Annotated in this window: 21 protein-coding genes and 2 pseudogenes; 7 read left to right on the top strand and 16 right to left on the bottom strand. The window is 60.0% G+C overall.

Annotated features, from left to right (window positions below; all coding sequences use genetic code 11):
• Positions 1–38: 38 nt before the first annotated feature.
• From IZ6_RS14595 to IZ6_RS14580, 4 genes and pseudogenes are all read right to left on the bottom strand, one after another.
• Positions 39–2,825 (bottom strand): [protein-PII] uridylyltransferase, encoded by a 2,787-nt coding sequence (locus tag IZ6_RS14595; RefSeq protein WP_222875767.1) that lies wholly within the window; start codon positions 2,823–2,825, stop codon positions 39–41.
• Between the two features lie 43 nt (positions 2,826–2,868).
• On the bottom strand, positions 2,869–5,568 hold the full coding sequence (gene mutS, locus IZ6_RS14590; protein ID WP_222875766.1) for a DNA mismatch repair protein MutS: 2,700 nt from the start codon (positions 5,566–5,568) through the stop codon (positions 2,869–2,871).
• Positions 5,569–5,640: 72 nt separating this feature from the next.
• Positions 5,641–6,546 (bottom strand): l-ornithine N(alpha)-acyltransferase, encoded by a 906-nt coding sequence (olsB, locus tag IZ6_RS14585; protein ID WP_222875765.1) that lies wholly within the window; start codon positions 6,544–6,546, stop codon positions 5,641–5,643.
• 99 nt (positions 6,547–6,645) lie between these two features.
• Positions 6,646–7,584, bottom strand: a pseudogene (locus IZ6_RS14580) (YifB family Mg chelatase-like AAA ATPase); the annotation flags it as partial.
• A gap of 467 nt (positions 7,585–8,051) precedes the next feature.
• Here IZ6_RS14580 and IZ6_RS14575 point away from each other — a divergent pair.
• Positions 8,052–8,573 (top strand): hypothetical protein, encoded by a 522-nt coding sequence (locus tag IZ6_RS14575; RefSeq protein ID WP_222875763.1) that lies wholly within the window; start codon positions 8,052–8,054, stop codon positions 8,571–8,573.
• A gap of 15 nt (positions 8,574–8,588) precedes the next feature.
• On the opposite strand, the gene IZ6_RS14570 is transcribed toward IZ6_RS14575, so the two are convergent.
• Positions 8,589–10,286, bottom strand: coding sequence for a recombinase family protein (locus IZ6_RS14570; protein WP_222875762.1), 1,698 nt, complete (start codon positions 10,284–10,286; stop codon positions 8,589–8,591).
• A 326-nt stretch (positions 10,287–10,612) separates the two neighbouring features.
• On the opposite strand from IZ6_RS14570, the gene IZ6_RS16130 reads away from it, so the two are divergent.
• Entirely contained in the window at positions 10,613–11,209 is a 597-nt protein-coding gene (locus IZ6_RS16130; protein ID WP_222875761.1) for a tyrosine-type recombinase/integrase, read from the top strand.
• 14 nt (positions 11,210–11,223) lie between these two features.
• Here the strand turns inward: IZ6_RS16130 and IZ6_RS14560 are convergent, their stop codons facing one another.
• The 6 genes from IZ6_RS14560 to IZ6_RS14535 form a co-directional block, all read right to left on the bottom strand.
• The gene (locus IZ6_RS14560) at positions 11,224–12,561 is read right to left on the bottom strand and encodes a DUF5677 domain-containing protein (protein ID WP_222875760.1); all 1,338 of its coding nucleotides are present in this window, start codon (positions 12,559–12,561) and stop codon (positions 11,224–11,226) included.
• 41 nt (positions 12,562–12,602) lie between these two features.
• Positions 12,603–13,721, bottom strand: a complete 1,119-nt coding sequence (locus IZ6_RS14555) for a hypothetical protein (RefSeq protein WP_222875759.1) — start codon at positions 13,719–13,721, stop codon at positions 12,603–12,605.
• Complete coding sequence (locus IZ6_RS16125) at positions 13,718–14,230, bottom strand: DUF4365 domain-containing protein (RefSeq protein WP_222875758.1); 513 nt, start codon at positions 14,228–14,230, stop codon at positions 13,718–13,720. The genes IZ6_RS14555 and IZ6_RS16125 overlap by 4 nt, the downstream gene beginning before the upstream one ends.
• Positions 14,231–14,351: 121 nt before the next feature.
• The gene (locus IZ6_RS14545) at positions 14,352–14,828 is read right to left on the bottom strand and encodes a TIR domain-containing protein (protein WP_222875757.1); all 477 of its coding nucleotides are present in this window, start codon (positions 14,826–14,828) and stop codon (positions 14,352–14,354) included.
• A complete protein-coding gene (locus tag IZ6_RS14540) occupies positions 14,818–16,257 on the bottom strand; it encodes an SIR2 family protein (protein WP_222875756.1) in 1,440 nt (479 codons plus the stop codon). Before IZ6_RS14540 ends, IZ6_RS14545 begins: the two co-directional genes overlap by 11 nt.
• The gene (locus IZ6_RS14535; protein ID WP_222875755.1) at positions 16,254–17,723 is read right to left on the bottom strand and encodes a phospholipase effector Tle1 domain-containing protein; all 1,470 of its coding nucleotides are present in this window, start codon (positions 17,721–17,723) and stop codon (positions 16,254–16,256) included. Before IZ6_RS14535 ends, IZ6_RS14540 begins: the two co-directional genes overlap by 4 nt.
• A gap of 250 nt (positions 17,724–17,973) precedes the next feature.
• On the opposite strand from IZ6_RS14535, the gene IZ6_RS14530 reads away from it, so the two are divergent.
• The gene (locus tag IZ6_RS14530) at positions 17,974–18,612 is read left to right on the top strand and encodes a hypothetical protein (protein ID WP_222875754.1); all 639 of its coding nucleotides are present in this window, start codon (positions 17,974–17,976) and stop codon (positions 18,610–18,612) included.
• A 14-nt stretch (positions 18,613–18,626) separates the two neighbouring features.
• Here IZ6_RS14530 and IZ6_RS14525 read toward each other — a convergent pair.
• Positions 18,627–19,271: pseudogene (locus IZ6_RS14525) on the bottom strand (magnesium chelatase domain-containing protein); the annotation flags it as partial.
• Positions 19,272–19,440: 169 nt separating this feature from the next.
• Here IZ6_RS14525 and IZ6_RS14520 point away from each other — a divergent pair.
• Positions 19,441–21,090, top strand: coding sequence for a sensor domain-containing diguanylate cyclase (locus tag IZ6_RS14520; protein WP_222875752.1), 1,650 nt, complete (start codon positions 19,441–19,443; stop codon positions 21,088–21,090).
• A gap of 43 nt (positions 21,091–21,133) precedes the next feature.
• Complete coding sequence (locus IZ6_RS14515; RefSeq protein WP_222875751.1) at positions 21,134–21,874, top strand: hypothetical protein; 741 nt, start codon at positions 21,134–21,136, stop codon at positions 21,872–21,874.
• An 11-nt stretch (positions 21,875–21,885) separates the two neighbouring features.
• Here the strand turns inward: IZ6_RS14515 and IZ6_RS14510 are convergent, their stop codons facing one another.
• Genes IZ6_RS14510 through rsmI form a run of 4 tightly spaced genes read right to left on the bottom strand, consistent with a single transcriptional unit; the run spans position 21,886 to position 24,580 of the window.
• On the bottom strand, positions 21,886–22,272 hold the full coding sequence (locus IZ6_RS14510; RefSeq protein ID WP_222875750.1) for a hypothetical protein: 387 nt from the start codon (positions 22,270–22,272) through the stop codon (positions 21,886–21,888).
• Between the two features lie 51 nt (positions 22,273–22,323).
• Positions 22,324–23,265, bottom strand: a complete 942-nt coding sequence (gene gshB, locus IZ6_RS14505) for a glutathione synthase (protein WP_222875749.1) — start codon at positions 23,263–23,265, stop codon at positions 22,324–22,326.
• 14 nt (positions 23,266–23,279) lie between these two features.
• On the bottom strand, positions 23,280–23,648 hold the full coding sequence (locus tag IZ6_RS14500; RefSeq protein WP_222875748.1) for a YraN family protein: 369 nt from the start codon (positions 23,646–23,648) through the stop codon (positions 23,280–23,282).
• Positions 23,645–24,580: a 16S rRNA (cytidine(1402)-2'-O)-methyltransferase gene (rsmI, locus tag IZ6_RS14495; RefSeq protein ID WP_222875747.1), complete on the bottom strand. Its 936-nt coding sequence runs from the start codon at positions 24,578–24,580 to the stop codon at positions 23,645–23,647. Before rsmI ends, IZ6_RS14500 begins: the two co-directional genes overlap by 4 nt.
• Before the next feature lie 139 nt (positions 24,581–24,719).
• On the opposite strand from rsmI, the gene IZ6_RS14490 reads away from it, so the two are divergent.
• A complete protein-coding gene (locus tag IZ6_RS14490) occupies positions 24,720–25,910 on the top strand; it encodes a penicillin-binding protein activator (protein ID WP_222875746.1) in 1,191 nt (396 codons plus the stop codon).
• Positions 25,910–26,194, top strand: coding sequence for a hypothetical protein (locus IZ6_RS14485; RefSeq protein WP_222875745.1), 285 nt, complete (start codon positions 25,910–25,912; stop codon positions 26,192–26,194). Before IZ6_RS14490 ends, IZ6_RS14485 begins: the two co-directional genes overlap by 1 nt.
• Positions 26,195–26,196 lie beyond the last annotated feature (2 nt).

Raw genomic sequence — 26,196 nt, 5'->3', positions numbered from 1 at the left:
GCCGCGCCCCACACGCGGCCCTCTATCCGTTTGTGAACTTACGCGTCGGTGGGTGCTTCTTCGATCGTAAATACGGCGAGGAGATCGCGGCGGATCGCTTCCTGCCGTGTCGGCGAGGTGATCTTGTAGCCGGTAAGATCGGTCACGTAGAAAACGTCGACCGCGCGCTCGCCGAAGGTCGCGATATGCGCCGAGGCAATATTGAGATTGAGCTGCGACACCGTTGAGGTCAGGTCGTAGAGAAGGCCGGGCCGGTCGAGGCCCGAGACCTCGATCACCGTGTAACGGTCCGACCAGTCATTCGTGATGATGACGCGCGGCTTCACCGCAAACGCTTTTGTCTGGCGGCGGCGCTGTTCGGTGCGCTTTTGCATCGCGTCCGTCAGCCAGAGCTCGCCCTTCAGCGCCCGCTCGACATTGGAAGCAATGCGCGCGGCGATGCGCCGCTCGTCTTCGTCATTGGGGTGCGTGCGCGTGACGAAGATCGTATCCAGCGCCATGCCGTCGGTCGTCGTGTTGATATAGGCGTCGGTGATGTTTGCGCCCGTGGCCGCGCAGGCGCCGGCGATGACGGCGAGAAGACGCGGATGGTCCTGCGCCAGAACGGTGATCTCGGTAACGCCGTGGAATGCGTGCGTCGTGAACGAGGTCGCGACGCGTTTGCCGGCCTTCTCCGCTTCGCGCATCAGATTGGCGTGGGCGAGGCGCCGCGGCGGCTCCACCTTCAGCCAATAGGGCGGATAGTGCCGCGCGATATAGGCGTCGAGCTCGTCCGGGCTCCAGCCGGTGAGCGCGGCGCGCGTCTGTTCCTTCGCCGCTTTGACGCGCTCGCTGCGATTGGCGGCGGAATGGCCGCCGGCGAGAATGATCTCGGTTTCCCAATAGAGCGTGCGCAGCAGCTGGCCTTTCCAGCCGTTCCACACGCCGGGGCCGACGGCCTTGATATCGGCGACGGTGAGGACGAGCAGCATTTTCAGCCGCTCGAGGCTCTGTACCTTGTCGGCAAAATCCTGGATCGTACGCGGATCGGAAATGTCGCGGCGCTGCGCGATGTCCGACATCAAAAGGTGCTGCTCGATCAGCCAGGCTGCGGTCTCGGTGTCGTCATCGGACAGGCCAAGACGCGGACCGAGCTTCATCATCACTTTGGCGCCGGCAATCGAGTGATCTTCCGGCCGGCCCTTTGCAACATCGTGCAGCAGCACCGCAACGTACAGCGCGGTGCGGTTGGTGATCGTCGGCAGGATTTCATTGCAGAGCGGATGCTCTTCCTTGAGCGTCCCCGCATCCATTTCCGACAGAATGCCGATGGCGCGGATGAGATGCTCGTCCACCGTATAGTGGTGGTACATATTGAACTGCATCATCGCGACGATCTTGCCGAAATCCGGAATGAACCGGGCAAGGACACCCGCTTCGTTCATGCGGCGCAAAATCGTTTCGGGTGCGTTGTGCGAGGTCAGCGTGTCGAGAAAGAGCCGGTTGGCGTCCGGATTTTCGCGGAGATCTGCGTCGATCAGTTTCAGCGAGCGGCGGATGAGATGCATCGCATCCGGATGCATCGCGACATCTTCGCGATCGGCGATCTGGAAAAAGCGGATGAGGTTCACCGGATCGCGCTGGAACACGTCCGGTCCCGTCACCGTCAGACGCTCATTCTCAATCGTAAAGTCCGTGCCCGGCAGAACATGCGAACGCACGCGGCGCCAGCGGCCGAAGAGACGGTTCAGTTTCGGCGGACGCTTGGCGTGGCGGTCTTCCAGCGCGGCGCAGACAATGGCGGTGAGATCGCCGACATCTTTCGCGACGAGGAAATAGTGCTTCATGAAGCGCTCGACCGCCGGCTGGTGGCGCTGCTGATAGCCGAGGCGCTGGGCGATGTCGGGCTGATATTCGAAGGTCAGGCGGTCTTCGGGGCGGCCGGTGAGAAAGTGCAGATGGCAGCGCACGGCCCAGAGAAAATCCTCGGCCTTGCGGAACAGCGCGAACTCCTGCTCGGTGAAAAGTCCGGCGGCGACAAGCTGTTCCACCGTGCGCACGCGATAGACATATTTGGCGATCCAGAACAGCGTGTTCAGATCGCGCAAACCGCCTTTGCCTTCCTTCAGATTGGGCTCGACGACATAGCGCGAGCTTTCGGTCTGCTTGTAGCGCTCGTCGCGCTCGGCAAGTTTTGCGGTGACGAATTCAAGCGCGGTGCCGGGCACGATCTCGCGCTGGAAACGCGTGCTCAATTGTTCGGCCAGAAGAAGATCGCCGCAGATCGTCCGCGCTTCCAGAATGGAGGTGCGGATCGTCATATCGGAGCGCGCGAGCTTGATGCACTCGTCGAGGCCGCGCACGGCATGGCCGACCTTCAGGCCGAGATCCCACAGCACATACAGCATGGCTTCGACGACGGCCGTGCCCCAGCCGGTCTGCGCTTTCGGGAAGAGGAACAGAAGATCGATGTCCGAGCCCGGTGCCAGCGTGCCGCGGCCGTAGCCGCCGACGGCGATCACCGCGAGGCGCTCGGTCGCCGCCGGAGCCGGTCCGCCGGGATGGACATGCAGGGTCACATGGCGGTGCAGCGACGTAATGATCTCGTCCATCAGGAAGGAGATCTTTTCGGCGCAAGCGGTGCCGAGCCCGTCTTCCTTCAGCCAGCGCAGCGCATGTTCGCGGCCTTTCGCCAGCCGGGTTTTGAGCAGCGTTTTGACGGCGGCTTCGCGCGCCTTGGGGTCGCCCTTGTTCTCTTCGGCAAAGCGGTCGAGCGCCGCGTCGAGCTTCGTCCGGTCGATAATGGGCGGGCGGGAGGAGGAGGGTTTACGCAGGGCGACGGTCATGCCGCCCATCTATGGCGCGGGGCCGGTTAAAACATCAAGCCCGTCAGGACTTCCTGAGCGCCTTGAGGCGATAGAGGGCCTCCTGGGCGGCCCGGGGCGTCAGCTCGTCGGGGTCTATGGCATCGAGGGCAAGAAGCGCCGGGTCCGGCGGGGCGGCCACCGGGGCGGGCCTTGGCGCGATGGAGAACAGCGGCAGATCGTCAGCGATGGCCTGTTTCGGGCGGGCGCGGTCGCGGCTTTCGAGCTCGGCAAGGATCGCCCCGGCGCGATCGACCACGGCGGGCGGCAGGCCGGCGAGCTTTGCCACCTGAATGCCGTAGGAGCGGTCGGCGGTGCCGGGCACGACCTCGTGCAGGAAGACGACATCGCCTTTGTGCTCGGCGACTTTCAGCGTCGCATTGTGGAGGCGGCCGAGCCGCTTCGACAGCTGGGTCAGTTCGTGGAAATGCGTCGCAAAGAGCGAGCGGCAGGAATTTTTCTCGTGCAGATGCTCGATCGCCGCCCAGGCGATCGACAGGCCGTCGAAGGTCGAGGTGCCGCGGCCGATCTCGTCGAGGATGACGAGCGAGCGGCGGCTCGCCTGATTGAGGATCGCCGCCGTCTCGACCATCTCGACCATAAAAGTGGATCGGCCGCGGGCCAGATCGTCGGCGGCGCCGACGCGGCTGAACAGGCGGTCGACGACGCCGAGCCTGGCCGATGCCGCCGGCACGAAACTTCCCGCCTGCGCCAGAATGGCGATCAGCGCGTTCTGGCGCAGAAAGGTCGATTTACCGCCCATATTCGGGCCGGTGATGAGGTAGATGCGCCCGGCTTCTGGTTCGCTCGCCGGCGACAGATCGCAATGATTGGCGATGAAAGGTTCGGAGACGAGCGCCTGTTCGACGACCGGGTGGCGTCCGCCTTTGATGTCGAAGGCGAGCGACAGGTCGACCTCGGGGCGCATATAAGTCTGTTCGGCGGCAAGCTGCGCAAAGGCGCTCGCGACATCGAGCACGGCCAGCGCTTGCGCGACCGATTGCAGGACAGCGCCCGCAGACGCGACAAGATCGGAGAGGCGCGTAAAGACGGCCATTTCAAGCGCCAGCGCCCGGTCGGCGGCTGCCGCGATGCGGCTTTCAAGATCGCCGAGTTCGACGGTCGAGAAGCGCATCGCGCCCTGCAGCGTCTGGCGGTGCACGAAGGTCGCGTTCCACGGTGCAACGCGCAGCTCTTCGCCGGCCGCGGCCGGAACCTCGACAAAAAAGCCGAGAAAGTTCGTGTGCTTGATTCGCAGCGTCTTGTGGCCGGTTTCCTCCGCATAGCGCTGCTGCAATTGCGCGATAACGCGGCGGCTCTCATCGCGCAGCTGGCGCTGCTCATCGAGCGCGGCATCGAAGCCCGGACGCACAAAGCCGCCGTCCGAGGCGCGCACCGGCAGTTCTTCGGCAAGCGCCTCGCTGAACTGCGCCGCAAGCGCGGGGTCGGGCGCGGCAAGCGCTGTGCTCGCAGACGCAATCTCCGCGCCGCGTTCGCTCTGGCCGAGGCGTTCGGCAATGGCGCGCGCCGCGATCAGGGCATCGCGCACGCCGGCAAGATCGCGCGGTCCGCCGCGGTTGAAGGCAAGGCGCTGCACGGCGCGCGCAAGATCGGGCGCACGGCGGAGGGCCATGCAGATATCGCGCCGCAGCGCGGCATCCGCCGTGAATGTCTCGACGCTGTCGAGACGGCGGTTGATGGCGTCGGGATCGGTCAGCGGGCTTGCGAGCCGTTCGCTGAGAAGCCGCCCGCCCGCAGCGGTGACGGTTCGGTCGATGGCATCGAGCAGCGACCCCACGCGCTCGCCGGACATGGTCCGCGTCAGTTCGAGATTGGCGCGCGTTGCGGCATCGATATCAAGGAAATCGCTCTGCCCGGCCCGCTGCGGGGCGGCGAGCGGCGGATGGGCGCCGCGCTGCGTGCGTACAATATAGGAGACGCCCGTCGCCCCCGCGCAGACTTCCGCGCGGCTGAGCGCACCGAAGCCGGCAATGGTCGATACGCCGAAGGCTTCGGACAGACGCCGCTCGGCGCTCGCCGCATCGGAAATATCGCGGCCGACGGGGGCCAGCGGTCGTCCCGTCTCTTTCAAGAGCGCCGCAAGGTCGGGCTCGGACAGCAAAGCTTCCGGCACAACGATCTCCGCCGGGTCGAGCCGTGCGATCGCCGCCGCCAGGCCTGCGCGCGTCGTCTCGGAGACGGTGAACGTGCCGGTCGAGATGTCGAGGGCTGCAAGGCCGAACACGATAGTGTCTTCGCCGGCCATCACGCGCGCGAGCGCGATGAGACGGTTGGCGCGCCTGGGATCGAGCAGCGCGTCTTCGGTCAGCGTGCCGGGCGTCACAAGCCGCACAACGTCCCGCTTCACAACGGATTTGCCGCCGCGCTTTTTCGCTTCCGCCGGATCTTCGATCTGTTCGCAGACGGCGACGCGGAAACCCTTCGAGATCAGACGCTGCAGATAATCGTCGGCGCGCTCGACCGGCACGCCGCACATCGGGATGTCCTGGCCCTGATGCTTGCCGCGCTTGGTCAGCATGATGCCGAGCGCGCGGCTCGCCTGTTCGGCGTCCTCAAAAAACAGCTCGTAGAAATCGCCCATCCGGTAAAAGAGGAGGCAATCCGGATTGGCCGTTTTGATCTCGAGGTATTGCTCCATCATCGGCGTGACGCGGCTGTCGCCGCTGCCGGTCTCAATGGATGGAATCTCTTCCCGCGCGTTCATCCCACCAGTGCTAGCGGCTCAATGCGGGCGGCGAAAGGCGCGGCAATCAAGCCTGTGGATGAAGGGGAAATCTCAGGCCGCGTGGCGGGTTGCCTCGGCGCCGTAATACTGGATGTAGCGCGGGTTGATGAAGGCGCGCGGCAGAACGATCAGGATATCGGTCGTGCCGAACTGGCGGTCGGTCACCGCCCCGTCGCCGATCATAGCCCCAAGGCGCAGATAGCCTTTGATGAGGGGCGGCAGAGCGCGCAGCGCCCGTTTGGGGTCGATCTGATCCTTGTCGAGCAAAGCGATATCGGCGCGCCGCTCGGGCAGGGCCTCGGCCCGCCAGGCTTCGGGCGCGCGGTGGAAGTGGTGCAGATAGCTCAAGGCCAGCTGATGCTCGGCCGGGTCGGAGCCCTCAAGGCTGGCGCAGCCCAGCATCACATCGGCCTTATGGGCCAGCACATAGGCCCAGATGCCGTGCCAGAGCAGTTCGACGGTGCGCCGGTCGCGCCAGGGCGCGAGCACGCAGGAGCGGCCGAGTTCGAGGAAATTCAGATGCGCATGCCGCGCGATCAGCGGCTGGATGTCGAATTCGCCCTGCGTGTAGAAGCCGAAATTCCGCTCCGCCACATCCTGCCGCAGCAGGCGATAGGTGCCGACGGTGCGCTTTTTCAGAAAACCCGGACGGGGCGTCGCATCGCGGACGAGAAGATGGTCGCAGACCTGATCGAAAATATCGACGTCGCGGCGGGCAAGGCGCGCCATGACGTTCGGCTGCGCCGACATTTCCTCGAAGAACACTTTGTAGCGCAGCTTCTGCGCCTTCTTCACATCCTTGGGCTTCTTGGCGAGTCGCAGTTCCAGATCGCCGATCCGGCCGAGCGGGTCGGGCAGATCGACCTCGGGAAAGTCTGGGGCCGGAAGGCCGGAACCTGAAAGACCTGAAAGGGGCCGGAGGGCGGAGGGAAGGAGAATCGAAGGAGAAGCGCTCATACGGCGCTTGCATCATTTTCGTCCGACAGTCGTGTGACGGTTCGGTCTCAGATTTGTGACCCGGCGAAGTCCCGAAAGCTTTCGCGCCGGATAAAAGGATCATGCCGCCGCCGTTACCGCCCGATCCACCAGCGTCCGGTACGACAGCGCCTCGGCCAGATGTATCCGCCCGGTTTTTTCCTCGCCGTCGAGATCGGCAATCGTCCGCGCAACTTTCAGCACACGATGATAGCCGCGTGCCGAAAGCCGCATCGTGTCGGCGGCGTCATGCAGAAGGCGCGTTCCGGCCGGATCGAGCGCGGCAAGCGTTTCTATCGCAGAGGATGACAGCTCGGCATTGGTCCGGGCGCTGATCCTGTGTTCGCTCGCGCGGGCGGAAGCGCGCTGGCGCGCGGCAGCGACGCGCAGCGCGACGTCTTTGCTGCTCTCGCTCGGCGCCGGCAGAAGAAGATCGGATGCCGAGACCGACGGCACGTCGAGGTGGATGTCGATGCGGTCGAGAAGCGGCCCCGACAGCCGCGCCTGATAGTCCTCGGCGCAGCGTGCGCCACGCCGACACACATGGCCGGGCTCGCCGGCTTTGCCGCATTTGCACGGGTTCATCGCGGCGATCAGCTGAAAGCGGGCGGGATAGGCGATGCGATGATTGGCGCGCGCGACGACGACTTGCCCCGTCTCCATGGGCTGGCGCAGCGAATCCAGCACGTTCGGCTGGAATTCCGGCAACTCGTCGAGAAACAGCACGCCATTATGGGCGAGCGCGATTTCGCCCGGCCGCGGTTTGATCCCGCCGCCGACCAGCGCTGCCATCGAGGCCGAATGATGCGGGGCGCGGAACGGACGCCGGTCCGTCAATACGCCGCCGGCCAGATCTCCGGCGACGGAGCGGATCATCGCGAGCTCAAGCAGTTCGGGCGCGGTGAGCTTCGGCAGAATGGAGGGAAGGCGGGCGGCGAGCATGCTTTTGCCGGCGCCGGGCGGTCCGATCATCAGGATATTATGCCCAGTTAAATTGATTGCTCGCTGGCGCGACTCGCGGAATCCTTTGTGATGGGTTCAACCATCGGCCAACTAATCGACAGCCAGACGGACCTGAGCGCTTATTGCTATGCGATGGGCTGCCATCACGGTCGCGAACTAGATCTCACCGCCCTTGCTGAAAGGCTCGGTCGGCAGCACGGCTCTATGCACGATGACCTCACGCCCAAGCTAGTCTGCTCAAAATGCGGTTCTAAGAGTGTTGGCCTCAGGCTCGGCTATTCGAAGCTTCATCGGGGCATCCACCAGACCCCTTAGATTGATCAATTGAGCATAAGATTTTATTCTTATGATCATTTGATCCCAATCCGTCTCGACTCACACGGACAAATCAGCGCCGGTAAAGCGCATGAAAAAGCTCCGTATGAAAGTTGCCGTGACAATCGATACGTCCGAAATTCTGCGCGCCATTCTGACGTTCATACTCTTTCTCATCGGATGTTAATTGGACATGACATTGAGAGATTATGACCACCAGCCTGAACCTGTCGAATGTCGTTAGCGCTCTGATCTTAGTCACTGGCGTTTCGGCCAGCCCTGCGGCCTCGCAATTCAAGCTAACGCCCGAACAAGCGAGACTGGAAGGCGAGAAGGTCGCGTATCAAGAAGCCGAAAAGACCCCTCAGGGGTTTCTGAGTCACGCTTTCTCGGACTACGTGACGATCAACGAGTGCTACCGAGCGAGACAGGATTATCAACTCGTCTACATCACTGAGACCGACCTTGAGGACGCGCGTCGGATGGTCAAAGCCATCGAGCAAGGGGTCACTTCAAAGCACGAGCCCGTCAATACAGAACAGGCTTGGAAGGATGCGGTTACGGATCGGCCGAGGGGCATTTCAAATCCAGCGTGGCCAGGACTCGTATTCTCAGTCGAAGGCTCCGAGCCCGGCGCGCAACGCTGGTGCCGGTCGATCTTGGAAAGTCTCGCAAAGCGCCTCGATAAGCTGTCGCTAAGTGCGACCCCGTCTCTGACGAAAGACTTCTAGGTGCACCACGTGGGACTAATCGAGACGTGGTTCGTCCGTCCGCGCCAAAATGTCTTTGCCAAAATTCGGCACGTGAATCTGATGAATAGGATTCATAGGATCTTTGGCGTCGACATATATTGTGCGCATGCCTCCGTTCTTGAACGTCACGGAGAAGTACCTGCGCCAGTCAGGGTGATCGACTGACTTCAATGTTATTGGGGCGCGGTTGTGCGTGCGCGCGGCTCTGTCCGTCTTCAGCGCTCCAGGGGAGTCCGCGCCGTCTGGCGCAAGGGTGAGGTTTTGCACCAACGCCTTAAGTCTCGAAGCGATCTGTGCGCGCACGCTGTAGACTTGACGGCTATCACGATCCTTCAGACTCGTCACGAGCGCTTTGATCTCTTCTTTTCCTTCGTAGAACTGCGAGACCTCAAATTGAAGCGCGCTTCTCTCAGCTAATTTGAGGCGGAGATTTTCGTCAATTTCGATGAGGCGACGTTCGACGTCCTGAAGTTTCTTCGCGATGAACTCTGTCTTTAACCCGCCGGCGAGAAGGTCAAAAATCTTTTCTCGCAATTTCTCTTCTTCTGCTCGGCGACCCTCAAGGCTGCTGATCTGCTGATCGAGGTTTGCACGGCTTGAGATTTCGCTCTCGTCTCTGGCCAGTGGGCCGAGGTCCAGCTCCTCGACGAATGCGAGGAACGAGGCTTCAAAGTCATCGTATCGCCATGCCGCAGGGCGACAGCCCAACCGTCGACGCGCATTGTCACATATGAGATACGTGCCGCCTTTCGGGCCAGCTCCCTTGTTCAAAAAGTGCATACGACCACCGCAGTAGTCGCAACTAGCAATCCCAGAAAAAAGATTGCTTATGTAAGGGCCGCGTCGACCGCCGCCTCCGGCTCTGCGTTGGTTTCTTGCGCCTTGGGCCGTGAAGAAAAGCTCTTCATCGACGACGGGCGGAAAATAATTCTCAACCGGTTCGCCGTCCGGAACTCTTGCGCCGTCGACGAAGTGATGAGGCTGAAACTCGCCGAGAACGGCTCGGTTGTTCAAAATCTTCGCGATATAAGAGGTCTGCCAGCCTTTCGAACGGCCGAATGGAGCGATCTTCTCCTCGTTTAGACGCCGCGCTATCGAGTAATTGCCGATGCCGGACTGACTCTCTCGGAATATTCGTCTCACGACGTCGGCACGGTCTGCCAACACACGAAAGCTGGCTCGATCCTCGTTCATCTCAAGCCACGCAGGGCATTGGGCCGTGAGCTTTCGGTTCGCGGCGTTTGCGCGCTTATTGTTCCATGCTGCAGATATGCGAGAACTCTTCATTCGCGATTCGTCGTGCGCACGGCCCATGACGACAATCGAATAAATGAGCTGAGGCGTATCGGTTTCGCCAGCGGGGTAGACGTGATTGTCGGCGAGAGTGACGATCGATACGCCGTTGCGAACGATTTCTGTAAACGTCGCCAGTGCAAGCATTGGCTTCTCGCGGCTAATGCGATCCAGCGACTCTACAAGAAGATAGGATCCCCAAGGGATTCGTTTATCTTTGACCGCTTGAAGGAATTTCCCCAGCGCGCCGCCAGAGACATTCGCGCCTTTGAAAGCGGAGATGCCAATGTCGTTATAGGTATCTTCGACAAGCTGGAGATCGTGCTGTGCCGCATAACGTCGGGACAGCTCCATCTGTCGGCGCAAGCTGTCGCCCTTGAGCTGGATGTCCGTCGACATGCGGATATACGAATAGGCGAGCGGCCGATCTGAAGATTGCATTCGGGAATTATAACCTAGACCCCGACCGCTGTAAATCAATTAGACACAACTTCTCCATTTGGTAGCCACCCATCATCATAATCCAGGAAAGATGCAATGGAAACAGGTTCTTGCTCAGGTTGAACGACAATATGCGATGTAAGCGAGATCGTGGACGAGGAATCTCATCCTAGGGCGGCCGCGGCGCCGTTTTCTTTTGGCCGTTGAAGGTTTGTAGGTACAAATCCGGCGAGCCTTTTTATAATCGCGACACCGAACTCTGTTGCAACGGGTCAGAGAACGCTATGGCAAGAGGGCAAGGCCAAACAGGCCGTGCGCCGATTCTCACGCTGCTGCAGTACGAGCAGGTCGAGAACTCGATTCAGCCCCGACCATTTCGAGAGCGAGACAGATCCATTCTCGCAGTGAGCTTCTATCTCGGCTTGCGGGCTAAGGAAATTGCATCTCTCAAGATCGAAGATGTGTACGCCGCGGATGGCAGCGCGCGCTCTGTGGTTCACATAAAGCGGTCGTACACGAAGAAAAACCGCATGCGAGATGTATACGTATCTGCGCCGAACTTGCGAACGGCACTAGAACGCTACTGGGTCAATGTGCGATCTTCCAGACCCGATAGTCCGCTTTTTCCTACTCGATCCGGTCGTCATTTTACGCCAAACGGCATGGTTCATCTCTTTCGAGACGTTTACATGCAAGCTGGGATTAAGGCTTCGTCTCACTCCGGTCGAAGGACGCTGATTACTCGTCTAGCAGAGCAGGGCGTCGATCTTAAGGCTATTGCGACACTTGCCGGGCATTCAAGCATCTCGACGACGTGTATCTACATCGAGAACAACCCCGAACGCCTATCGAAAATAATGAGCCAAGTGGCTATCGTCTGACCCAAAGTACGAGGCTAGCGATCAGCGCGCCTTTTCCGAGAACTCTCGCCGCTCCGGATTCGGAGGGCTTCGCCGGTCTGCCGCTCACGTTCTTCCTTTTTTAGTTTCCGACCGGCCTTAACGAACTCGCGAACGCAGTCGTCTCGCAGATCCGACAGTAGTTTCATGGCTACGACTTCGTCGAACTCTGGCCTGTAGGCAAGCAGCAGGACAGTGATCTGGCAAAAAGTGATGGCTGTATTTTGACCGGGCTCATCTAGACCAGCATTGCTTGAGCCCGCAACAAATCTGTCCGGCGCCAAGGAGCTCAACCGATGGGTCAAGCCCTTAATTCCTGCATGTACGTTGTGACTCGCCATCTTGTAGTGCGAGCGCATCTTTGACCGACCGGCGGCGGTCTGAAGGTCGCTAAACTGAGGATCCTTATGCCGGAGATGATGCGCTGCCCATCCGTAGCTCTTCCCAAAAGAGGTTCCGTATTTCGCGATGGCCTTGTCCGCCATCGCATTAATCTCTGATATCTCCTCAGCTGGTATAGGTTTGTATCCCAGTTCCTCATAGTTCTGTGAGTAAAGCTTCGCGCCATTTCTGGCTTCAATAACCTCATGCGCCATGTAGCGTTCCGCGAGATCATCGTCATGTGAAGCGACCAGAGTTGCTATGATTCCAATTTCGTACAGCGTGCGCCAGCGAGCCATTGCGCCATCGGAGTACCCGGTTTCGAGTAGAGCCAGTATTTCCGCTGTGACCTGACATGCCCGCACGTGGAGCCGGACCAGAAGTTCGCGCTTACTTTTGTCGCGCTTCCATCGCGATTTTCGATTCCGGTCAAAAAAGCTCTGTCCCAGCTCAAGGGATAGAGAGACTTGCATACGCAAAAGCGATAGCGCCTTGCCCCATCGAGCCTCTAAGCGTTTCTCGAACCCTTTTCGGTGTTCTGCTTCGAACTCAAATTGATCCGGCCAACCGGCTTTGAGCTTCTTTAAAAGCTCGCGTGACGTCGCGGCGGAGGCCTTATCAATGATCGTGGGAAGGTCGGATATTACCGCCTCAACGGCGATCTCCAACTCGGCGATGTCATCGTTCGTGATTTCGATCTCAATGTCAGGGCCGTCGAAATCGGCGTCGCTCCCGGAGAAAGCGTGATCGACCAGTTTGCTGATGAGATCATCATTGAACGGTATATTCTTGGCCGTGAGCTTGCGCTTGAAAAGATCGGCGACTGCGTCGGTTCTGAACCGATCGAGCGTCTCATCGAGAGCCGATTGTAGTCGAGGCGTTTTTGCGGCGCCGCGCTTCCGTTTCACCATTTCTGCGGCCTGATAGGTAAGCGGATCGCTCTCAAGTGCCAAATCTGCCGCTCAATGAAAGCATCCATTTGTCAAAAGATGCATCAAGTAAGGACGGTAAAGTTCGTCGCGTTCTCCAGTCGCCAAGGTCGCCCTTGTTCCAGCTCGCCCGTGATCGAGACAAGGCGGCCAGCAGTGTGAGCTTGCACCGCCTGGAGGTATTCTTCCGGACCTAGCGACACCCGAATATTCCGTTTTCCGAACTCGTCACTATCCCATTCCACGATCACATCCTGAAGCCCGGAAATACTGAAGAGATCCGATGGGGTTTCCATTGAGTGAAGAGTTCGAACTTTTCCGACGATGGTTCGCTGCTTCTCGTAATTCACAATTCGCAGGGCTTTCGCGGCACGCCGGATAACGTCGGCGCCACGAGACTGAGAAATTTGCACCATCGGGTTCGGGCCAAGATCCGGCGGAGCTCCCCACTCCGGAGAAAACAGTATTTCAAAAGCCACTTCAGTTAAGTGCGGCATTTCTAAAAATGCGGCCAGCTCGTCACACGCATTAGCGTTGAAACCAGACGAGTAGCTCCCCACGATTATCTCTGGCGCCTCTTCGCGAACCGCGGCTTCTACCGACCTGAGACCTCTTGCGAGCCGTGCGATGGCGCGGCGCTCTAAGGGCAATGCGGATTGCTCATCCTCGGCAGGTGTTATGGTGTTTGGACCGACAGGAGACTCAATCGTGAAGCCGAAACTTCCTCGAAAAGTATGACCAAAGCGGCACTCATCGGCGTAGTGCTGAGCCTTGTTGTCGATTCTCAGGAAGTATGGATTTGGATGCAGTTCTGCGTGAGCGGAGGCTGCGAGAATCCTCGGCATTCTTCTGATAAATTCCTCGGCAGTTGCCAGCCTTATCGTATCATGGCGAATGGCTGATTCAGGCAGGCGAGAGCGAAGAAGGTCAAAGCCAATTGATCGTATGGATGCGATGACTTCGTCCGGCGTGCGCCTTTCCAATCCAGAGAGCGTATTCACCGCCGCGCGTATTCGCGCAGGTACATCTCGAGCGTCAGAACTCTTTGGAAGTATCACCTCGATTTCGGCGCCTTCGGCGTAGAAAATTTCCAGACCGCTCTTTAATAGGGTTCGCTTCCAGCCTTTGCTAGTCAGGTATCGTTTCAACGACCCCAACGATATAACCTCGAGGGTCGGCATCATGTCGCCAATCCCTCTTGTCGCGCAACGGCCATTATCGACTTCAAGGAATCCGGCGTAAGCACTTGAGACCGAGGGATTCGAATTCGGATGGACGACACGTTGGTCGTAGGTGGGCCATCCGGACGGAACCAGTAACAACAATTCTTGAGAAGAAGATAATCTTCACAACCCTCCAGCCAATTTCCGGCATCGAGCGGAAGACAAAGTAGGATCAGAATAGCAAGGGCCTGCCCCGGCTCTCGATCAGTTAACAGGCGGTGGGCTCGCGCATCCAAGTCATATACAACAAAGGTTCCCTCGTGCTTCCAAACAGTGGTCGCCTTCATCTGAAACTCTACAGGGAACCCCGTTTGAATGCGCTCTCCGTCTACAATCTTGATTGGATGAAAGATTCCATCTACGCCGTAGTCAAAAACTGTACGCGCAGCGAGGTTGAGCCCCGCCGAACCGGCAAGCGCATGGACGTATGCGTTCGATAGCGCTTCTTGTGTATGCTCTTTAGTTATCACTGGGTTCCCGGCGCCCGCAGTTGCCAGCAGAGTGTATGCAATCAAAGGTTCGGAAAATATTAGCGTCCATCGACGGTCTTCCTGCCAGCCGTAATGTGCTCTTCCTGTGAAAAAGCGCTGCTCAGCGCCCAGCGCGCTGTGCCGCTATCTCTATCCAGCCGCCGATGTTGTTGTAGCCGTCATCTCGCACCCAGTCATAGGTACGGTAGAAGTTTGTAAGCGGCGTAAATCCGTCCCGGACGTAGGCAAGAGGATTCGGCCCTGGCGCGTCGGCGCCGAGCAGTGGATCGCGAACATTGTGTATGTCGATTGCGATTATGCCCATTCGGCGCTCGTGACTTTTCTTGAGTTCGTATTGAACCCACTCTCGAGAGTACGTCTCGGCGCCAAAGAGAACCGCTGTGACCGAGCAGCCGTTCAACTGATCATCGATCCAATTCTTGATGCCGCCGTGTCGCTTCTTTGCTTCTTCGAACTCGGCTTTGTCAAAGAATGGCGGCGCCGCGCCACGTTCTCGGATAACCCAAGAGTTTCGCACTTGCTGGATGCGGCGTATGTCGCGGTCATAGTGGAAGCTAAAAAACACCTTACGAGCCATTCTGGTTTCCCCCTTGGAGTTCGCCGACGAGTTTAACGATGGGCTCAATCAGTTCATCCAAATCATCAGGATTCTTTTCAAGAACTTTGAGGGCTTCCACGGCGCTGTCATTAAGTCCCGGAAATTTCTTGGGGTCGCTAAGCACTCTCGAGGCGAGATTGGCAGCGACCGATCCAGTGCCTCCGATCGGTAGGACAACAGCGCCCTGCGAAACAGAGATCTCGAACTCTTCGAGCATTCCGGAAGCATCGACGATTTCTGAGCCCTCCATCTTGTTCCCGAAGAGGAACAGAGAGATTCCTGCGTGAGAAATCAGTTCTTTTCGATAGTCCGTCCAGACACCTTTCTCCTTTTCCGCGGACTGAGGAAAAGGTCTGAGGATCAAGCCGTCTTCGATCTTCATCTTAGACCGCATTATCTCGCGAAGAGCCCCGGTAAAAATGGCATCTCCAACTCCCAGTCCTAGCCCAGTGGCGACTCTGCTGCCGTTTGCAATGAGCGAGCGGCCAAGCTCCTGAGCAAACCTTTGTAGACCCGCATATGTCCATGGCGTCGGATCCACTACGCTTGCCGAGATGAATACGGTCCGACGTTGAAAGCGATTGACCAGCTCGGTAAGAAATTCCGTAATCTCGGAAAACTCGTCGATGAGGAGCACGCGCACGTTAAACCGTCGCAAGTCTTCGATCACCAGCTCCTGCCGCCGCCTGAAGTGATCGAAGTCCCGTTGTGATTCGCCGGGCAGCTGAGCACGGGTCTTGAAAACGGCGTAGTGACGACGCTGGTTCGTCGTGAAGGTGAGACGAACTCGCGTAAGAACTTGATCGAGGTTGGGGTCGGTAAAACTGAAACCGAGAAACAGGAAAGTCTTGGAGACCAAATCACCGGCAAGCGCAGTTATGAATGCGCCGCGTTCGCTTGTGTACTTCTCGAAATCATCGCGCGTCGCCACGGCTTGATCGGGCCGATCCACGTCTCCGTGCATTTTGAATATCGTGGCATCACGCCTCGGACGAGTTGTAGCGAGTTGCGGCAGCGCGCTTTTAACGTCAACTATTTTTCCAGCGTCTCGCAGGGCATTCTCAAGCAACTTGTCGTAATTGGTCGTCCACCACGTAGAGATCGGGAGCCTTGCGAGGAGCCGATGGTTCTCTGTAGGCAAGGCGTCGCTTGAGAGCGCCTCGATAACTGCCTTGTGCAGCTGAGATCGGTTCGCGCCGTTTGAGTTAACATGGAACTGAGCGACAGCGACTAGGTCACTCTCAAGATCGATATTTAAACCGACTTCTTTTGCTAGAGGTCTGATCAGCTCGCGCCAGTCTACGAAGCCCGCTGGCACTGAAAGTCCTGCACCGGCGAAGATCGCTGCGCTTCCTTCCAGAAGCTCGCCTAGGAAGTCTTCAATGAAATCGGAAACGGCCGGTTTCATTTCTTGTCGCCCGTGTCGGCGGCCGCAAAGAATTCGCGAGCCTGAGGATGAGAACTGAGGTTCGGCGGCCGGTAGTCCGCAACGGCATCCATCTGAGGGACGGGTCCGGCACGAAGACGGTTCGGAACGCTCTCGTGAAGCGTCATGTAGTCCTCGATTTTTCTTAGCTCCTTACGCCAAGTAAGGCGACTGCGAGTCAACCAACGAAGCCATCTCGGCTGTAGGTCCAGAAGGTACTGGCGCTCGTCGTGCTGGAGCGCGCGATGATCTGGGAACACAGCTAGCAGCTCGTCCCGAATCCTCACTGACGGGATCGCCTTGCGGATCTCATCAACCATCCACGCGAGAGCGATATCCGATAGCCGGGATTCCTCTTCGAGGTAACTTCCTCCAATGTCGGAATGGTTGCCCGCAAACCATACCTGCTTCAGCCAACCGGTATGACCACGCTCGTTATTCCATTCGACGTCGACACGTCTTCCCCAAGGAACACGAGGAAACTTTGACCGAGACTCGTCAATCGCTAGAGCATGCCTGAGGAACGGAACTTCTCTGTCGACATAGCGGTCGTAATGCTTGCCTGACCACCACGCGAGATGCGTGTGGCGAGCGATGACGAAAACGCGTCGGGGATCCCACCAGCGATACTGTAGATACTCGTCGGGAACGAAGAATTTAATCTGACCAGCGAGCGACTGAATCACCCAGTATGCGACGGCGACTGGAACGGCCCAGAACACGAGGGATAGCCACCAGTACGCGAATGTTGTTACCCACCAAGCCAGAGCTGTAACTGCTGCGAACCCAATGAGGGCCAAAAGCGATGCCGACCGCGAGCCGAGAGCAGCGACCGTGTCGAAAACGCCAATGAACGTGGGTTGGACGTTTCCCTGAGCTTCACCATCGGCGCCGGCACCTGCAGACCCATACTTTGTCCTGAACCGAGCAGCCTTCTTTTCGCGTTCTTCCTCGTATTGGTCTCGACGTGAACCGGCACCGTGATTGTAGACATAGCGGACCGCGTCGTTGGCGATCTTGCGAAGCGCCGGTCCGTATCTGGGGACCGGCCCTCCTGCTCCATTTGTTGTCGGTACGCCGCAAAGATTCATCACGTTCGCCAAAGAACGCACGGTGTATGCGCCTCGGCTGAACCCGATGAGAGCTATCGCGTCCTCCGGCTGATAGTTCGAAATGATCGCTGCGTAGCAATCAACAACGTTCTGGTCGATGCCGGTTCCGACGGCTGACGACAAGGTGTTTCGTATTCGACGAAACGTCAGGCCGTTGACTTCTCCAGCTCCAAGGCCGGCGTCATAAAACGCGACCTGCTCACTGGGCTGGATAGGCGAATCTGGGCCCGGTCGGGTCGCTCTATAGAGTTTATAAACATTAGACAGCCGCTGGTCTGGTCGCAGACCACCAATCTGGCCCGTGCCGTCGGCATAAATCAGAATCAGCTTGCCCATCGCTCCCCCCGAAGCCGCGCCACTTTAAGGCGAGGTTCCCCGAGATGGCAATCAGATGCAGCTGAGGCTGGCTTCGCTGAAAAATAGATAGTTCGCCTCAGATAGCAGCTTCATTTTTTTCAGGCCCGGCGAACTAGGAGTTCCGAAACGCTCGAAGGAAGCTGAAAAAGGCCGAGATTTCGAAAAAAATCGATTCTCAGTCGGGTGGCTAGTTTTATCCTCTAACGACTGAACTGAAGCGATTTCTTCGATGTCAAAATTCTCAGACCATATTTCTTTATACGCCGATTGGTTACGTCAGGAGGTCGAGCGGCATCCTGATGGCAAGGCCTACTTCATCTCCGTCACCTTCGACCGTTATCTCGACCGTTACTCCGCCGACAGGCGGCGGCCCTCGGGCCGCTCAGGGCCCTCTAGAACGGACGTGGCGGCCGGGCTCACGGCTAAAATGTCGGCTTCGGACGCAGCGCACGAGCAGATCAAAGCCGTGCATCGTTGGTACCAACGAGTTCTCAGCGAACTTCTCGGAGGAAGCTATCACCGGCACAGAGCGCTTCAGCCCCGCGGCCTCGGGTTTCTCGACCAGCCGGTCATGAAAAAGGCCGTAGAAGTTAGCTCTGGAACGCTCCCTGGCGATGTCTTTCCCAATGCGCACTTCGTGCTAGTTCTGGGACGAGAGCCATGCCCTACTAAGCCCACTAACCTACGAGATGAGTTCGAACGTCACTGGCAAAGCGGCAGATGGAACAGCGACTGGAAGCGTCTTCAGCCGGAAGGCGATCTCCACATACGCTTTGTCGACGACGAGTTCGCCGCAATTGACTATGCGGCCAAATCGGCGAAACGAACCGATCTATTTCGCGAGCATCAGATTCTCTTCCCGTTCTGATTAATTGATCACGGTACTAGAAGGTTATGGCCGCCGGCCGCGGCGATTTCCAAAGCACGCTTGGCCGTCTCCTGGCCTTTGACATCGGCAAGATCGGGCAGGCCCGTCTCGTCCTTGCGCAGGCCGGGCTCAGGGCGGCGCAAAGTCTGCGTGCCCTTCAGATGATTGACGAGCTGGATGAGCGATGAGGGCGCGACGATGTCGAGGTCTTCGCTGGCCCAGGCGGCTTCCGGTCCGTCGGCGGCCGGGCAGATGAGGCCGTGGCCCATGGCGCTTGCGGCAATCGCCGCCGGAAGAACGCCTGCGACTTTGGTGATCGAGCCGTCGAGCGACAGTTCGCCGAGCACCGTTTGCCCCGCCAGCGCATCGTGCGGCACGGCGCCGATGGCCGACATCAGAGCGAGCGCAATCGGAAGATCGTAATGCGAGCCCTCTTTCGGCAGATCGGCCGGGGCGAGATTGACGATGATGCGTTTGGGCGGAAGCGCGAGGCCGGAGGCGACAAGGGCGGCGCGCACCCGCTCTTTGGCTTCGTTGACTGCCTTGTCCGGCAGGCCGACGACGATGAAAGCGGCAAGCCCCGGGGTGAGCTGGACCTGCACATCGACGGGCTTTGCCTCGATGCCCTCGAACGCGACGGTCGATACGAAGGCCACCATTCCCCAGCCCCGGTCAAAATCCCCCAAAACCGCGAGAAGCTTATCCGGCGCCCCGTCAATTTCAAGAACATTTCAAGAACATTTTACATAAGAGATTCTACGTCCGGTTTAATAAAATGCTAGTCCGCACCCTCTAATGGAGCGATCGGGGGGAACGGAAGACAAGGCCGTGCCCGATTTGCGTTTTCATAGTTCGATTGCGGAGAGGGTTCAGCCCGCGCAGGGGGCTCTTGCGGCCGCCATTCTCGGCGTCGCTCTGTCCGTGATCGCGTTCTTCGCCGTCTCGAGCTGGGAAGACCGCGCCGCCGAACGCAGCTTTCAGACCCTCGCGCAGGATCATATCCGCACCCTGCAGCACGGCATCGACGATTACGTCGCCCGGCTGGCAGGGCTGCGCGCTTTCTTCAACGCCACCGAAGAGCAGGGCGTCACGCGCGAGGAATTCGAAACCTATGCCCGCGAACTGATGAGAGATCTTCCCGGGCTGTACAGCATGTCCTGGACGCCGCGCGTGACGGATGCCGAGCGCGAGGCGTTTGAGCGCGCCGCACGCGATGACGGCATCGAAAGCTTCCGCATTTCAGTGATCGACCAGAAGGGCGATAAGGCCGGCGCGTCACCCATTCGCGCCGATTACTACCCTGTCTACTATTCGACGCAGCCGCATAACGCGGCGTCCTATGGGATCGATCTTCAGGACGGCGGTCTGCGCCAGCGCCCGCTCGATGCGGCGCGCGACAATGACCGGCTGGCCGCGACGGGCAATTTCCGCCTGCAGACAGGCGATGGAAACCAGTACGGCTTTTATGTCGTTCTGCCGGTCTACAAGCGCGGCCTGCCGCATGAAACGCTCGAGCAGCGCCGCCAGAACATCGTCGGCTTTGTGCGCGCGACGTTTCAGTTTCACCTTATCGCCGATGCCGTGCTGAGCGGTGTGAAGGCGCCCGTGAATTTCTTTCTGTTCGAAATGGATGCCCAGGCGACACATCTGCCCGCCTATGTGCGGACGAACGGCAAGGCCTCCGATCATCGCGTCCCGCGCGCCTATGTTATGACCGAGAAGCCGAAATGGGTCGGCGATCTTCAGGTCGCCGACCGCCATTGGGAAGCGGTCGCGGTGCCGAACGGCACATCCAGTCTTGCCCGTCACAACCGCGCCTGGATCGTTCTCGCCTCCGGTCTCGTCATTACATCCATCGTCGCCCTCCTGGTTTGGTCGTCGACGCGCTATATGCGGATGCTGGAGGCCGCGAACGCCGCCATCTCCGAACAGGCGCTGACCGATCCTTTGACCGGGCTCGCCAACCGCCGCCACTTCGTCGAACGCCTGACTGAAGCCTTTGCGACGGCCGACCGCACCGGCCATGGCTTTGCGCTGCACTTCATGGATCTCGACGGCTTCAAGACCGTCAACGACACGCACGGCCATCCGATGGGCGATGCGCTGTTGAAGGAAGTTGCCGATCGCTTGCGCGCGCGCGTCCGCGAGATCGATTTCGTGGCGCGTTTCGGCGGCGATGAGTTTGCGATCTTGCAGACTCTTGTAAAGTCGCCGATCGCTGCAAGCAACGTTGCGGAAAAACTCGTTCAGGCCGTCGCCGCGCCCTACCGCATCGGCGGCGTCGATCTCGACATCACGGCAAGCTTCGGCATTGCGCTCTATACGGCGCAGGTCGAAGGGCCGACGAGCCTGATGATGCAGGCCGATCTTGCCCTCTACAGTGCCAAGGCCGCGGGCCGCAACGCCGTGCGCATCTATGGCGGCGATGCTCAGACCGGCGCGCCGCTGCACGAGGCTCATCATTCCTCCGCGGCGTGAGTGTTGTGGACAGAAACCGGGCCGCCTGTAGGATGCCGCCGCCATGACAGCCCGGTCTCTTTTTGCTTTCGCGCTTACAGCCTTCTGCGCATCCGCCGCTGCGGCGCAGGAGCTTGCGATCCCGCCGGCGAACATTCCGCAGCTTGCGGATTTCGCGCTCGATTCCGATGTCTTCGCGCCCAAAGGCTGGACGATGGAATCCCAAACGGTGGGCGATCTCGACAAGGACGGCGATGAGGATGTCGTTTTCGTTCTGCACGAAAAAAATCCGGCCAATGTGCTGAAAAATGAAGGCCTCGGCGCACCCGAGCTCGACACCAATCCGCGCATTCTCGGCGTCGGTTTCCGTGAAGGCACCGGCTATCGCCTCGTGCTGCAGAATTCGGTTTTGATCCCGCGCCATATCGATCCCGTGCTCGACGATGCGTTTGCGGCGGATGGCGGAATTGAAGTCGCGCGCGGCGCGTTCTCGGTGGTTCTGAATAGTTTTTCGAGCGCCGGCAGCTGGGAGGCGGGCAATGCCAGGCTCACCTTCCGCTGGCAGAACGGACGTTTCGAATTGATCGGCTGGGAACGCAACACCGTCCAGCGGAATAGCGGCGCGACGGTCGACACCAGCGCCAATTTTTCGACCGGTGTGCTCGAAATCAAGAAAGGCTCGATCGAGAACGACCGCAGCAAAACAGCGAAGAAGAAGATCGCGCTGAAACCGATGCCGATCGATCAGGTCGGCGATGGGCTCGACTTCGGCTCGGGCGCCGACGGCAGCCCGCTGATCGAGTAATCAGCCCAGGCTTACCGGCACTCCGTGCGGACGCCGTTCATGTAACCGCGCGAGTCGCAGGTGATGGTCTGCGGAGGCTGATACGGCTTCCAGGTCGAGGTATTCGCGTTCTGGAGTAACTGCTGCTGTTCCTGACGCCGGCGTGCACTCTCGGCCGCCTGGGCCTGCGATGCGGCCGTCCAGGCCGCCTGCCGTGCCGCATAGTCGTTTGACGCGACGGCCGCGGAGGTCTGGTAGAGCTGCATCCGGCACTGGGCGTAGCCGTCAGTGCCCGGCGCGTAGCCGAAGCTCTGACATTGCGCGTCGTGAGCGGCGCCGGCCTGCATGGCGACCTGCTCAGAGGTCTTGCATCCGGAAAGGGTCAAAAGGGCGAGGACCGGGAGTAGAAGGCGCGTCATGCAACCTCCATAGCAGGTGGCCCGGTTGTAGGAAAAGAGGGAAAAGCGGCGCTATTTGCGCTTTTTTTCGATCGCGTCCCAGATTTTGGCCGCAACATCCGGCCCGCCGGTCTTGGCGATGGCGCGGATGCCGGTCGGGGATGTGACGTTGATTTCGGTCAGATAGCCGCCGATCACATCGATTCCGACGAAGAGAAGGCCGAGCTCGCGCAGTTTGGGGCCGATAGTCTCGATGATCTCGGCTTCGCGGGCGGTGAGGTCGGTTTTCTCGGCCTGTCCGCCGCGCACCATATTGGAGCGGAGATCGTCCGCCGCCGGCACGCGGTTCACAGCCCCGGCAAATTCGCCGTCGACGAGGATAATGCGCTTATCGCCCTTGGCGACCTCGGGAAGGAATTTCTGGATCACCCAGGGCTCGCGCCAGGTGTTCGAGAAAATATCGATCAGCGAGCCGTAATTCTGATCCTCCGGCCGGACGCGGAAGACGGCCGCGCCGCCATGCCCATACAACGGCTTCATCACGATATCGCCATGCTCCTTGCGGAAGAGAGCGATCTCCACCGGATCGCGGGTGATGAGCGTCGCCGGCATCAATTCTGGAAATTCGGTGACGAGAATCTTTTCCGGCGCGTTGCGCACGGACGCCGGATTGTTGACGACGAAGGTCTTCGGGTGGACGCGCTCCAGCATATGCGTCGTCGTGATGTAAGCGAGATCGAAAGGCGGGTCCTGGCGCAGCAGGATGACGTCGAAATCCGAGAGCGCCGAGCGCTTGGCCTCGCCGAGCGTGAAATGATCGCCTTTGACGTCCTGAACTTTAAGGCTCTGCGTGCTCGCAAAGGGCAATGCGCCGACAAGCGCCAGTTTGTCCGGTGTGTAATAGAAAAGCTTGTGCCCGCGCTTTTGCGCTTCGAGGAGGAGGGCGAAGGTCGAGTCGCCGGCAATATTGATCCGGTCGATCGGGTCCATCTGTACGGCAATATTCAGCGGCATTGTTTGTCCTAAAGTCAGCGGCCGGCGTCGAAGGCCGCTATCAGATGGCGTGGCAGGCGGCCGGGCGCAATGAGCACGGCGTCGAAACGCAGATCGTGGTTTACATATTTCGGGTGGCGCGAGAGATACGCCTCGGCGCCGCGGACAATGCGGGCGCGCTGGTTCGGACGGATGCTCTCATGGGCGATGTCCATGTCGGGCCGCGCCTTCACCTCGACAAAGACGAGCGCCTTGCCCTTTCTCGCGACTATGTCGATTTCACCGACCGGGCTTGCATAACGCCGCGCGAGAATCCGGTAGCCTTTGAGTCGCAGGATCAATGCAGCCCATGTCTCGGCGCGCAGGCCAAGCCGGTATCCGGCGCGGCGCGACAGAGCGGTCATTGGTTTTTGCTCAGCGCCAGCGCGCGCTGATAGACATCGCGTTTCGGCGCACCCGAAAGCTTCGTCACTTCCGCGACCGCATCTTTGAGCGAGGATGTCTTCAGCGCGGTTTTCAGTGCGGTGTCGATGTCCTCTTCGGACGCGCCTTCGCTCTCATCGGGCGGCGCGACGAGAAGAACGATCTCGCCTTTCGGCGCGCGTTCGGCGTCGGCGTAAAACTCCGCAAGCTCATTGAGCGAGCCGCGGCGCACTTCCTCGAAATGCTTTGTCAGTTCGCGGGCAACGGCGGCATCGCGCGGGCCGAGTACGGCGGCAAGATCGGCAAGGCTCGCGGCAAGGCGCGGTCCCGTCTCAAAAAAGACGAGCGTGCCGGGAACCGCGCGCAGCTCTTCGCCGCGTGTTCGCCGCGCGGCGGATTTCGGCGGCAGGAAGCCTTCGAAAAAGAATCGGTCGGTCGGCAGGCCCGCGAGCACGAGGCCGGTCAAAAGCGAGGACGGGCCGGGCAGCGCGGTCACCGGCAGATCTTCATCCACAAGCGCGCGCACCAGCTTGAAACCGGGATCGGAGATCAAGGGCGTTCCGGCATCGGAGACCAGCGCCAGGGCTTCGCCCGCTTTGAGGCGGGCGATGATCTTGGGGCGCATCTCGGCGGCGTTGTGTTCGTGATAGGGCAGGATTTGTTTCGAAATGCCGTAATGTGACAGCAGTTTGCGCGTCACACGGCTGTCTTCGGCAAGGATTGCGTCGACCCCCGCCAGAACCTCCAGCGCACGCACCGTGATATCCCCGAGATTGCCGATCGGAGTCGCGACGACATGCATCCCGCGCGCGGCGCGCGGCGTATCAAGCTTGTGGCCGTGAACAAGGAAGTGTCGCGTGGAAGACGCGGCCTCTTCTCGTCCGGCGGGAGGGCGCCGCTCAAGGCTTGGCATCGGAGAATCCGTGGTTTACCAAGGGTCAGGACGTTACGCCGGGGTGGCGGTATTCGGCAATGCGCCACGGCCCCGACAAAGCCGCTTTGTATGCGTCCAAGGTAGCGGCTCATTCTCACGCTTGAAGGTTCTGGCCGGCATGTCCGTTGCCCTTTCCCTGAAGAGGCTTTCGCCCATAGCGGCGATCCTCGCGACGGCTTTTGCCCTGTCGGCCTGTATCGGTGGCGGCGGTGGCAGCGGGCGGCCTGAAACGCTCTCGGCCCCGTCCGGCAGCGTCACCTCCGAGCCTCTCGGCCAGCTGGCCCCCGGCGCCGCCAAGGCCGCCCTCATCCTTCCCCTCACGGGCAATGCCGCGACGGCCGGCCTGTCGATGAAGAATGCCGGCGAGATGGCGCTCGCCGAGTTCAACAATCCGCAGCTCCAGCTCATCGTGAAGGACGATGGCGGCACGCCGCAGGGCGCCGCCGCCGCAACCCAGCAGGCGATTGCCGAAGGCGCCGAGATCATTCTCGGACCGCTCTTTGCGCAAGGCGCGGCTTCGGCCGGCCAGGTGGCGCGTCAGGCCAATATCCCGATGCTGTCCTTCTCGACCGATGCCAGCGTCGCAAAGCCCGGCGTCTATCTTCTGAGCTTCCTGCCGTCGACCGATGTCGACCGCATTATCTCGCACTCGGTGAAGAACGGCCGCCGCTCTTTCGCAGCGATCCTTCCGGAAGACGCTTACGGCAGTGTCGTCGAAGGTGCGTTCCAGGAAGCGGTATCGAAGAACAATGGCCGCGTCGTTGCGCTCGAGCGCTATGCGCCGGGCGATCAGGCGCAGATGCAGGCCTCCGTGCAGCGTGTCGCGCAGGCGGCGCGCGGCGCCGACGCGATCTTCGTGCCCGATGATGCGCCGGTCATCGCGCAGGCTTTGTCGGCGGCCGGTGTCGATCTGCGCCGCGCCATCCTCATCGGCACCGGCGTCTGGGACGATCCGCAGGTTCTGAACGCGCCGACAGTTGCCGGCGGTCTTTATGCGGGGCCGGATTCGGCCGGCTGGATGGCGTTCGCCCAGCGCTACCGCCAGCGCTACGGCTCCGACCCGGTACGTACCGCAACGCTCGCTTATGACGCGGTGCTGCTGGCTGCGGCGCTGACGCAGACGCAAGGCACCTCGCGCTTCCAGTCCGGTACGCTGACAAGCCCTGCGGGCTTTCAGGGGATCGACGGCATTTTCCGCCTGAAGAGCAACGGCCTCAACGAACGCGGGCTTGCGGTGCTGAAGGTTCAGCCCGGCGGTTCGCAGATCGTGGCGCCCGCGCCGAAAAGCTTCGCCGCCGCCGGTCTTTGATGCGCCGCAAGATCGTGATTCATTCGGTTCGCGGCGATCTTTCGCAGCTCGACGATATGGTGAAGGGCTGGATCGCGGAGAATGTCGAGGTGATTGGCATCGTCGGTCTGAACTGCGACGAGATCCATTTTCACATCGATCTCATACTTTCCGATCACGAGCTGTCGACGCGTGGCGCCGATCACATCATGACCAATTCGCACGATGACGAGACCTTGGAAGAGGTCATGGAATTCATGCGGCTGAATTTTAATGAGAGCGAGCCGGTTCTCGTCGAGATTTAAAG

The sequence above is a fragment of the Terrihabitans soli genome, from assembly GCF_014191545.1.
GTDB classification, from domain to species: domain Bacteria; phylum Pseudomonadota; class Alphaproteobacteria; order Rhizobiales; family Methylopilaceae; genus Flaviflagellibacter; species Flaviflagellibacter soli.
Note: the sequence above shows the minus strand (reverse complement) of the source record. Positions and strands in the feature narration are given on the sequence as shown.

Bases quoted from the DNA above. Each gene is read 5' to 3' on its own strand.
- IZ6_RS14595 (WP_222875767.1), bottom strand. From the start codon at position 2,825: ATGACCGTCGCCCTGCGTAAACCCTCCTCCTCCCGCCCGCCCATTATC.
- mutS (WP_222875766.1), bottom strand. From the start codon at position 5,568: ATGAACGCGCGGGAAGAGATTCCATCCATTGAGACCGGCAGCGGCGAC.
- olsB (WP_222875765.1), bottom strand. From the start codon at position 6,546: ATGAGCGCTTCTCCTTCGATTCTCCTTCCCTCCGCCCTCCGGCCCCTT.
- IZ6_RS14575 (WP_222875763.1), top strand. From the start codon at position 8,052: ATGACCACCAGCCTGAACCTGTCGAATGTCGTTAGCGCTCTGATCTTA.
- IZ6_RS14570 (WP_222875762.1), bottom strand. From the start codon at position 10,286: ATGTCGACGGACATCCAGCTCAAGGGCGACAGCTTGCGCCGACAGATG.
- IZ6_RS16130 (WP_222875761.1), top strand. From the start codon at position 10,613: ATGGCAAGAGGGCAAGGCCAAACAGGCCGTGCGCCGATTCTCACGCTG.
- IZ6_RS14555 (WP_222875759.1), bottom strand. From the start codon at position 13,721: ATGATGCCGACCCTCGAGGTTATATCGTTGGGGTCGTTGAAACGATAC.
- IZ6_RS14545 (WP_222875757.1), bottom strand. From the start codon at position 14,828: ATGGCTCGTAAGGTGTTTTTTAGCTTCCACTATGACCGCGACATACGC.
- IZ6_RS14540 (WP_222875756.1), bottom strand. From the start codon at position 16,257: ATGAAACCGGCCGTTTCCGATTTCATTGAAGACTTCCTAGGCGAGCTT.
- IZ6_RS14535 (WP_222875755.1), bottom strand. From the start codon at position 17,723: ATGGGCAAGCTGATTCTGATTTATGCCGACGGCACGGGCCAGATTGGT.
- IZ6_RS14530 (WP_222875754.1), top strand. From the start codon at position 17,974: ATGTCAAAATTCTCAGACCATATTTCTTTATACGCCGATTGGTTACGT.
- IZ6_RS14515 (WP_222875751.1), top strand. From the start codon at position 21,134: ATGACAGCCCGGTCTCTTTTTGCTTTCGCGCTTACAGCCTTCTGCGCA.
- IZ6_RS14510 (WP_222875750.1), bottom strand. From the start codon at position 22,272: ATGACGCGCCTTCTACTCCCGGTCCTCGCCCTTTTGACCCTTTCCGGA.
- gshB (WP_222875749.1), bottom strand. From the start codon at position 23,265: ATGCCGCTGAATATTGCCGTACAGATGGACCCGATCGACCGGATCAAT.
- IZ6_RS14500 (WP_222875748.1), bottom strand. From the start codon at position 23,648: ATGACCGCTCTGTCGCGCCGCGCCGGATACCGGCTTGGCCTGCGCGCC.
- rsmI (WP_222875747.1), bottom strand. From the start codon at position 24,580: ATGCCAAGCCTTGAGCGGCGCCCTCCCGCCGGACGAGAAGAGGCCGCG.
- IZ6_RS14490 (WP_222875746.1), top strand. From the start codon at position 24,720: ATGTCCGTTGCCCTTTCCCTGAAGAGGCTTTCGCCCATAGCGGCGATC.
- IZ6_RS14485 (WP_222875745.1), top strand. From the start codon at position 25,910: ATGCGCCGCAAGATCGTGATTCATTCGGTTCGCGGCGATCTTTCGCAG.